Origin of the sequence: Methylobacterium sp. Leaf88, assembly GCF_001422795.1 — a bacterium.
Lineage (GTDB): Bacteria > Pseudomonadota > Alphaproteobacteria > Rhizobiales > Beijerinckiaceae > Methylobacterium.
On sequence record NZ_LMMK01000012.1, the window covers coordinates 772,373 to 781,193 of the forward strand.

At 63.8% G+C, this 8,821-nt stretch carries 6 protein-coding genes; 3 read left to right on the top strand and 3 right to left on the bottom strand.

Annotation, left to right across the window (positions count from 1 at the left end):
- Positions 1–815: MCP four helix bundle domain-containing protein (locus tag ASF20_RS09975; protein ID WP_244476374.1), on the bottom strand; the 815-nt coding region annotated here is incomplete at its 3' end.
- 364 nt (positions 816–1,179) lie between these two features.
- Positions 1,180–1,581, bottom strand: a complete 402-nt coding sequence (locus tag ASF20_RS23970) for a hypothetical protein (protein ID WP_156648008.1) — start codon at positions 1,579–1,581, stop codon at positions 1,180–1,182.
- 73 nt (positions 1,582–1,654) lie between these two features.
- Here ASF20_RS23970 and ASF20_RS09980 point away from each other — a divergent pair, with 73 nt between their 5' ends.
- The 3 genes from ASF20_RS09980 to ASF20_RS09990 all read left to right on the top strand — a co-directional run bounded on the left by ASF20_RS09980 (position 1,655) and on the right by ASF20_RS09990 (position 6,527).
- Entirely contained in the window at positions 1,655–3,616 is a 1,962-nt protein-coding gene (locus tag ASF20_RS09980) for a response regulator (RefSeq protein WP_056273505.1), read from the top strand.
- Positions 3,617–4,434: 818 nt separating this feature from the next.
- Positions 4,435–4,881, top strand: coding sequence for a TadE/TadG family type IV pilus assembly protein (locus tag ASF20_RS09985; RefSeq protein ID WP_056273508.1), 447 nt, complete (start codon positions 4,435–4,437; stop codon positions 4,879–4,881).
- The gene (locus ASF20_RS09990) at positions 4,878–6,527 is read left to right on the top strand and encodes a TadG family pilus assembly protein (protein WP_056273510.1); all 1,650 of its coding nucleotides are present in this window, start codon (positions 4,878–4,880) and stop codon (positions 6,525–6,527) included. The genes ASF20_RS09985 and ASF20_RS09990 overlap by 4 nt, the downstream gene beginning before the upstream one ends.
- 529 nt (positions 6,528–7,056) lie before the next feature.
- Here the strand turns inward: ASF20_RS09990 and ASF20_RS09995 are convergent.
- Positions 7,057–8,821 (bottom strand): TonB-dependent receptor (locus ASF20_RS09995; protein WP_244476375.1); only part of this gene is annotated, 1,765 nt, incomplete at its 5' end.

The following is an 8,821-nucleotide window of genomic DNA, read 5'->3' on the forward strand; positions in this document are numbered from 1 at the left end:
TGGACCGTGTCCTCCTCCAGGGCCCGCATTCTGATCAGACCGTCCTTGAACACCTGGACGGCGTCCGCGATGGTGCCGATCTCGGTCCGGGCGCCCTGGTGCGGGATGGTCACGGAGAGGTCGCCGCCCGCCAGCGCCTGCATGGGCCGGACCACGGCGCGAATGCCGTGCGTGACGCCGTGGATGATGAGCGTTGCAGAGACGGTGGAGATGAGGAGACACAGTGCTATGGCGATGAGCCCCCAGGTATGGGTCGTCTCGAAGACGGTCTTGCTCTCGGCCTGAGCTGCACTGGCGCCCTCGTTGTTCATGGCAACGAGCTTGTCGAGGGCTGCGGAGGCTGCACGGCGGGGGATGATGCCCTGACTTTCATAGAGCGCGTAGGCTTGAGCCTTCTGACCGGCACGCGAGAGCTGAAGAATGGACTGGCGCACGCCCTCGAAATTCCGGGCTTCACGCGTGAACGTCTCGTAGAGCGCACGCTCGTCAGACGTGTCGATCATCGGCTCGAAAGCGGACTTCTTCTCGTCGAGCTTTTTGCCAAAGCGCTCCATGTCGGTCTCGATGCGTGCGACGAGTGCCGGGTCGACGGCTTGCGTGTGACGCAGGACGAGAGCGCTGGTCCGTGCAGTGAGCGTATCAATCTCGCCGAGGAGGCGCATGCTCGGCAGCCAGTTGGTTTCGATGTTGAGCGCCTGCTGCCGCATGCGGTGCGTGCCAATCACCCCCAGCAATCCTAACCCGACAGCAAGCAGTGTCAGCAGCGAGAAAGCGGCGATCAGCTTGGCGCGGATAGACAGATTTCTGACAGACACGATGAGTTCCCGGCGCTACCGAGCGGTGAGGTCCGATGCAGTGGCGGCGCATCATTACGGGAAAGTGTTAAGCGGATACTCTCTGGTGTCCCAAATACCAGCCAGCGCCTTCAGCCTCGACACGCGGGAAGGCGCACTTTCGCTGGCCGATCTTGCTTTCGTCTGAATCCGGCATCCGCCTGAGGACACCGCAGCGCATCGGGATAGACACCACAACGTGAAAGCATAAGAGCTCTAGCCCATTGCCTACAACAAATAAAATTGCTGCGGACCATGTAATGGCAATTATTCATAACCTTAGATTTTCAATAAATTCATATGCGACCATAGTCCGTCATTTTTACGACGAGATCTCCAAAGTGTATCAATTCGTTTCGATGGCGCGACCCTTCTCATGGAGAGCCATGACCGCAACTTTTAAGCTGTTTGGCAAGATGTCGTGTAAATCCACCGGAAACACCCGATTCAGCGTTCCACAAAGACCGAATATTTTCAGTTCCGCCCGTGCCGGAACGCCCGCACGGGACTGGTTGCAGGACCACATATCCATCTGACTAAGAACCACTCCAACCATGCACTGGAATAGTTGATTGAAAATAATTAAACGCAGACAAGCATGATCTGTAAAATTTAAGGATATCTCCAAAGGGCGACGCGGCGCCTGCTCCCCAATTCTAGGATTGCTCGCTCGAAACGCTTCCAACGGCATTGCAATTCTTGCACGAGAAACCACCGGATCGGCGACAACGCGGCCGATGGGACCCATGTCTTCATTCGGGCTGGGCAGGGGCGGGAACCGGTCGCTTTCCAAAGGACCCCGGTCGTGACACTCACACCCCATGAGCAGCTTGAACACACTGATCGGGACGGTCGCCCTCCGACGTCCATCAACAATCACCGACTACGGTGTCACGCTGCTGCTGGTGGGCGCCATGACGTTCATTCGGTTCCTGGCTCCAGCCTATGTCGCCCCGTTCCTCCTGTACATTCCGGTCCTCCTGGTCGTGAGCTTGGCTTTCGGCTGGCGCGCAGGAGCGCTGGCACTGTTCTTATCGACCCTGATTGCCACGTGGTTCTACACGCGGGATGGAGTCCTCGGAGGCGTGGATGTCGCCCTGCTGGGGCAATACCTCCTAGTCGGCGCGACCATGGTGTGGATCTGCCATGCCCTGCGACGGTCCGTGGCGCAGAACGAAGCCACGCTGGAGCGGCTCAACACTGCGAACCACGTTCTCGTCGACAGAGAGGCGGCGTTGACCAGCGCCAATGCCGCCGCAGAAGCCGCCAAGGAGGCGGCCGAGCTGGCCAACACGGCGAAGAGCGATTTCCTGGCGAACATGAGCCATGAACTCCGCACCCCTCTGTCCGCCATCATCGGCTACAGCGAGATGATGGGAGAGGAGATCTCCGATGGCTGCGCGGCGTCGGACCTCGTGGCGGATATCGGCAAGGTCGAGCGCAACGCCCGTCACCTGCTTGGGCTCATCAACGACGTGCTGGACCTCTCCAAGGTCGAGAGCGGCAAGATGGAGGTCTACGCCGAGGATTTCGCGGTGGGGGACATGCTGCGCGACGTTGCGGGTTCGGTCGCGACGCTGGTCAACAAGAAGGGCAACGCCCTGGAGACGAAGCTCGCGCCTGGGCTGGGCCGAATGCATTCCGACCTGACCAAGACCCGGCAGGTGCTCTTCAACTTCCTGAGCAACGCGGCCAAGTTCACGGAAAGCGGGACCATCACCCTGGCGGCCTCCCGCATGACCGACGCCTCGGGGGTCGACCGGCTTTCGTTCTCGGTCTCGGATTCCGGGATCGGGATGACGGCCGAACAGGTGTCGCGCCTGTTCCGGCGTTTCGAGCAGGCCGATGCGTCCACGACGCGCAACTTCGGGGGGACCGGGCTTGGCCTCTCGCTGACCCGTGCCTTCGCCGACATGCTCGCGGGAACCATCACGGTGTCCAGCGTCCCCGGCCGGGGCAGCACCTTTACCTTCACCGTGCCGGCAACGTTCGTTCCTCCGGTCGACGCGCAAGCCTTGCCCGATCCGAACGTCATCGCCGCCGACGTGGCGGAAGGCGATGTCATCCTCGTCATCGACGACGATAGCGACCAGCTCGCCCTCACCACGCGGTTCCTGCATCGCGAGGGATTTAAGGTCCAGACGGCCACGAACGGCAGGAGCGGGCTCGAGATCGCCCGACGGTTGCGGCCACGGGCCATCCTGTTGGACGTGATGATGCCGGGCGTGGACGGTTGGTCGGTGCTGAGCCAGATCAAGGCGGACGAAATGCTGGCGCAGATCCCGGTCGTGATGGTGACGTCCGTCGACCAGCGCAATCTCGCGGCCTCCCTCGGCGCTTCGGACTACATGCTGAAGCCGGTCGACTGGACGCGGTTCGGCAAGATCGTGAACCAGTTCAGGCTGGCGGAGCCGGACCGGCGCGGCACCGTGCTTCTGGTCGAGGACGAGGCCGTCACGCGCATGGCGATGCGCGCCAGCCTTGAGGACGAAGGCTGGTCGGTCTTGGAGGCCTCGAATGGTAAGGAGGGCCTGCAGCAGGCGACGGAGACCAGGCCGGACGTCGTGATCGTCGACCTGAACATGCCGATCATGGACGGCTTCGGCTTCCTGCAAGGCGTTCGCGCCATTCCCGGCTGCTCGGATATCCCGGTGATCGTCCTGACAGGGCGAGAATTCTCGGCGGATGACCGGAGCAAGCTTCGCGGCGCGAGTCAGATCCTCAATCGCGGCGACTTCGCCTCGGCAAGTTTGGCCGAAAGGCTGATCGGTCTCAGAACCTGAGAAGGGTTGGAGCCGGCTCGGCGTCCACTCTGGAGCTTTGGTTCTGCGAGCCGGGACCGCGGGGTTAGAATGGCGGCGGCCATAGGCCGCCGGAAAGCGAGATCCGGAAGGTGCCGGGCGCGGGTGGGCGGTCACCCAAGGAGGCGTGCGGCTGGAGGTGGTTGGAGGCGCTCTGCCGGATCCCGATGAGGATCTGCGCCGCCTTCAGCGGTTAGACGATCTCTTGGCGGAGGCACTCGTCTATGGATTTGCCATCGAAGCTCGCACAGTCGGCGGCCTCCCGTGGCGAGCCTGGGCCAATGCTTAGCTCAGGCATACCAGCGCCGACGCTGATGCTCGGACTGAGCGTGCCTCCTGCGACTGCGTTCGGAGAGGGCCGTGAGGTTCTTCGTGGCGGTGTACGCCGTGTCCTGATTCGGTGCCCGGCGGCCAGGACGAGGCGGGGGGCAGAACCTGCCCGAGGATATCGTCCGCGTCGATTGTGAGGCTGATGAAGCGCCCTGCCCCACCGGGATCGAGGACGCGCTGTCGCATTTGGCAGTGGCAGACTGCCGGAGGCTGGACGACTTAAAATTGCTTTGTTTTCTTCATTCGAGGGCTAGCGTCACTTAAACCAGAAATTGCAGGACTGGATCACACTACGGCGGACCTGACATTTTCGTATAGTGCCTGTATTTCACTATCTTGTATTGATCAATATTATTGGTTTTATCTTGACGTATCCAGCTGCTCGGATGGCGTCGTATAAAGGTCTCGTTAGGAAATCCGTGAAAACATAACATCGATCAATAACCGTTGTGCATGACGGATGCCTTCTCATGCGTTTTGAATACAATTTCCAAGCGTGGATTGGGCGTGCATTGCGTGCTCAAGCAGGAAGCGCTGCTGTTGAATTCGCCCTGGTCGTCCCCGCCCTCTTGGCGCTCTTTGCGGGTATCGTGGCATTCGGGATCTATCTCGGGGCCTCGCACAACCTGAAGCATATCGCGTCGGAGGCGGCCCGGGCTTCGATCGCCGGCGTGAGCGATCAGGAGCGCGCCGCTCTCGCCCGGCAGAGAGTGGCGGCGGCCCTGACGGAGGGGGCCATGTTCAAGCCCGGCACCGTAATGGTGACGGTTGGCCCGAACGCCCAGGATGCTTCCCTCTTCACCGTGACCCTGACGTTCGATGCGAAGTCGCTCGGGTTCTCGGGGCTCTCCGGCTTGATCCCACTCCCGCCAGACCTCATCCAGAGCACGGTCAGCGTGCGCCGGGGCGGCCTGTGATCGGCCGTTTCGCGCCCGACGCGCGTGGGGCTGTCGCGGTCTTCACCGCGCTGGCCTTCACCACACTCCTCGCGGCGACGGCCGTTGGGGTGGATTACGGCTCCATGGTCGTCGCCCGGCGCAAGGCGCAAGGGGCGGTCGACCTGGCCGCCACCCTGGCGGCCTCCGATCCGCAGCGGGCCGACCTGCTGGCGCGCCAATCGCTCGCCGACAATGGCTTCGGGGCCGCTGCGGTGATCACGGTCCAGCCGGGTGTGTATGTGGGCGATTCCAAGGTTCCAGTGGCGGATCGCTTCGTCGCCAATGCCGCCTCGCCCAGTGCCGTCCGGGTCGATCTTCGGACGCAGACGCCGACCTTCTTCGCTCCGGCTCTCGGCTTCAAGCGCGACGTGCAGATCGATGTGCGTGGGACCGCCGCCTCGGCGCGGTTCGCCTCCTTCAGCATCGGCTCCGGGCTGCTTCGTCTGGATGCCGGGGTGCTCAACGGCGTTCTCGGCGCGTTGCTGGGGAAGCCGCTCAACCTGTCGGTCGGGGATTACGAGGCGCTGGCGGCGGCCCAGGTCGACGGCTTCCGCGTGCTCGATACCCTCCAGCCCGGCCTCAATCTCAAAGTCGACAACTACAACGACGTCGTCACCGCGAATGCGACGCTGGGACAGGTGCTCTCGGCGCTCCAGTCGGTCGCGGCCACGACCGCAGGCAACGCTGCGGCAGCAGCCGCCCTCGGGCAGTTGAACAACGTCGTTCGAGGTGCCGGCGGATCCGTCCGCCTCGGGCGAATCATCGATCTCGGAGATGCCGCGAACCTCGCGCCGAGTACAGGGGTCAAGGGTCCATCGATCGGCCTGATGGATACCCTGTCGGCCGCCATCCTGGTGGCGAACGGCGATCGCCAGGTCTCCGCGGATCTCGGCGCGAGCATACCGGGCTTGCTGCGGACCCAGGTCACGCTGGGGATCGGCGAGAAGCGCCAGAGCTCCGGCTACGTCCAGCCCGGCAGTTCGAAGGCCACGGTGCAGACGGCGCAGACCCGCCTCCTCATCGAGGCCAGCCTGGCCCTGCCGCTCAATCTCGGCCTCCTCCAACTGCCTCTCTACGTGCAGGTCGCCAAGGCGCAGGGGCGGCTGCGCTCGGTGACCTGCCCCTGGTCGGACCGGCAGAGCCGACAGGTCGTCCTGGAAGCCCAGACCGGCGTCGCAGACCTCGCGGTGGCCGACATCCCCAAGGCGCTCCTCGACCCCAATGCGCGCGTGCCCGACCTCAATCAGCCGGCGACGCTCCTGCGGGTCGCTCCCGCCCTGACGGTGACCGGCCAGAGCCGCGTCACGGTCGGAAATGCCTACACGCAGCTCGTAACGTTCAGTGACGACGACATCACCCGCCACACCGTCCGGACAGTGTCCTCAGGCGGGTCCTTCCAATCCCTCACCGGCCGTCTGATCAACGATCTCGACCTTCAGGTGAACGGTCTCGGCGTCCTGGCGCCCGGGGTGATCAAGAGCACGGTCGCCACGGGTCTCGCGGCGGTGACGCCCGCGCTGGACAAGGTCTTGGACAACACGCTCCGGGTCCTCGGCATCCGCCTGGGCTACGCCGACCTCACCGTGGAAGGCACACGCTGCGACCAGGCCGTGCTCGTCCAGTGAGTGTCCCGCTCGTCTTAGGCTGTCAAAACCTGACGCAAAAGATCATGGATTACGACCTGTTGGAGACATACAGAGTCTCGGCGGATCTTCGTGATCGTTCGCTCGAATTCAGTGCAGAGATTTTTGCGGCCGAAATTCGGGGAGCTGTGCGCGCCAGCGATAGCCTTGGTGCTATCGAGCGTCCCAGGGGACTTGCTGAAGCCGCGGCATCGTTCTTCGCGTCTGAAAGAGCGGGCGACTCGTGGACCTCATCCTGCCCCCACGGGTGATCCACCCACTCGTCCGCGTCCGGACCGGTGTTCGCAACGGTCGGATCGCCGCCGCCGACGCTTGCCCCATTCGGCGTCGCACGGGTCCAGGCATGTCCGATGGTGAGGATGCTGGTCCTATGAATCAGGGGGCAAGCGCAGCGTTCGACGCCACGATCACGATGGTCGAGGCGGAGGACGCGTTTGCGGACAGGCCTGTTCGGCTCCCTTCCTCGATGGGAGAACGTTGCCGAACCTGCGGATCATCCGATGCCGGGCGGTCAGAACGCCAGCTTCATTCCCGCGATGATGGTACGGGGCGCTCCGGCGAACACCGACCCCGTGGTTCCTGCGAGGACGCTCGCACCGTTCTGTAGGCCCGTGGTCGCGCTGATGGAATTCGCGAGGTTCTGCGCCGAAGCGACGTAGACGGTATCGAAGACGTTGCGCACCTCGGCATAGGCGGTGAAGCGCTTGGCATAGCCGCTCGTGAGCTCCGTGGCGTAATGGATGTTGGCGTTGACGATCGTATAGCCCGGCGCCCTGAGTTGGTTGGCGTTGTCGATGAAGAAGTCGTCTTGGAACACGGTCTCGACGAATGCTCCGAGGCCGGCGAGCGGTCCGGCCGGGACATCGTATCCGATGCGGGCGAGCAATTGGTTGGCCGGGACACCGGGGATCGTTTTGCCGGAGCGGTCGAATTGGCGGCTGAGAGATCCGGCGCTCAGCCGTTCGACGTAGCGCGTGTAGATCTGGTCGTCGAACGTGTAGGCGGCGACCGCGCGCCACCCGGGTGCGAACGCCCAATCGGCCGCCACTTCGATGCCGCGATGCTCGGAGGCCGGCGCGTTGAAGGTGTAGCTCATCAGGCCGGCGCCGGGAGATTGCGACACGAGCTCGTTCCGGAAGAACTCGTAGAAGCCGGTCACGCTGAGGCGCAGGGTCTCGCTCGGGCTCCAGTCGACGCCAAGGTCGAAGCCGAGGTTTTCCTGCGTGCGAAGTTGGATGTTGTTGCCGGGGAGGCCGGCTGCGGTGATGAAGAGATTGCTCGCGGCCGGGGTCGTGTAGCCGGTCGCGACCCGGCCCCGAACCGCCCATTCCGGGGTCGGCCGATAGACAAGGGCGAGTTCGGGCGCGACGTTGAGGAAGCTGCGGTTGGCATCGGCGACGGTCGTGGTCACGCCTGAGGCCGAATAGGCGTAGGCGACGTTGCGTCCCGTGATCGCGGTGTTCTCCGCGCTGACGCCGACGACGCCGGTCCATTGGTCGGAGAGCGCCACCTCGGTACGGGCCCGCCCGCCGAGGTTGGACTGGACGGCCTCTTGGTTCCCGATGAGCGCGCCGAGCAGCGGACCACCGCCGGGCGCGCGATTGAAGGTCGTGATGTGGTTGTCGATGGTGTTGTAGGCCAGTGCCACGTAGCCCACCGCGGGCAGCCCGAACAGATCGTAGCGCCGGGTCAGGTCGGTGAGGAAGTTCCAGGATGGATAGGAGCCGCGCGAGGAGGTCGTATAGAAGGGCTGGTTGAAGTTGCGCTCGTCGAAGCCGAGCTGAGTGCGCCAGGTTGTCTGCGCGTCGATGTCGTGCTCCCAGCGCACGGCGACGATGGTGCGCCGGTCGTCGCGCCCGAACCCTGCCTCATCGGCGGGGACGCCCACCGTCCGGCCGAAGGCCCCGTTGGCGAACAGGTTCGTCAGGGTACACCCCGGCGCCGCCAGCGCCGCCGTGCCGCAACCGCGCTGGTAGGGATTGATCTGATACTGGTTCAGGGAGGACCGGGCCGGCAGATTCGCACTGAGCGTGTTGTTGATCACCTTCAGGGTGAAGCGGTTGTCCGGCGTCGGCGTGTAGCTGGCCAGCAGGTTGACCGTCTGCGTGTCGTAGGAACCGTGATCCTGGTAGCCGTTGGCACGGACATCGCTCGCGAACAGGCTGATCTCGACGGGGCCGCTGATGCCGCCGACCGTGAAGTAATTGCTGAGGTAGCCGAAGCTGCCCGCATCGGTGCCGATCTCGAAGCCGTCGATCTCGCGGCCCGTCCGGGTG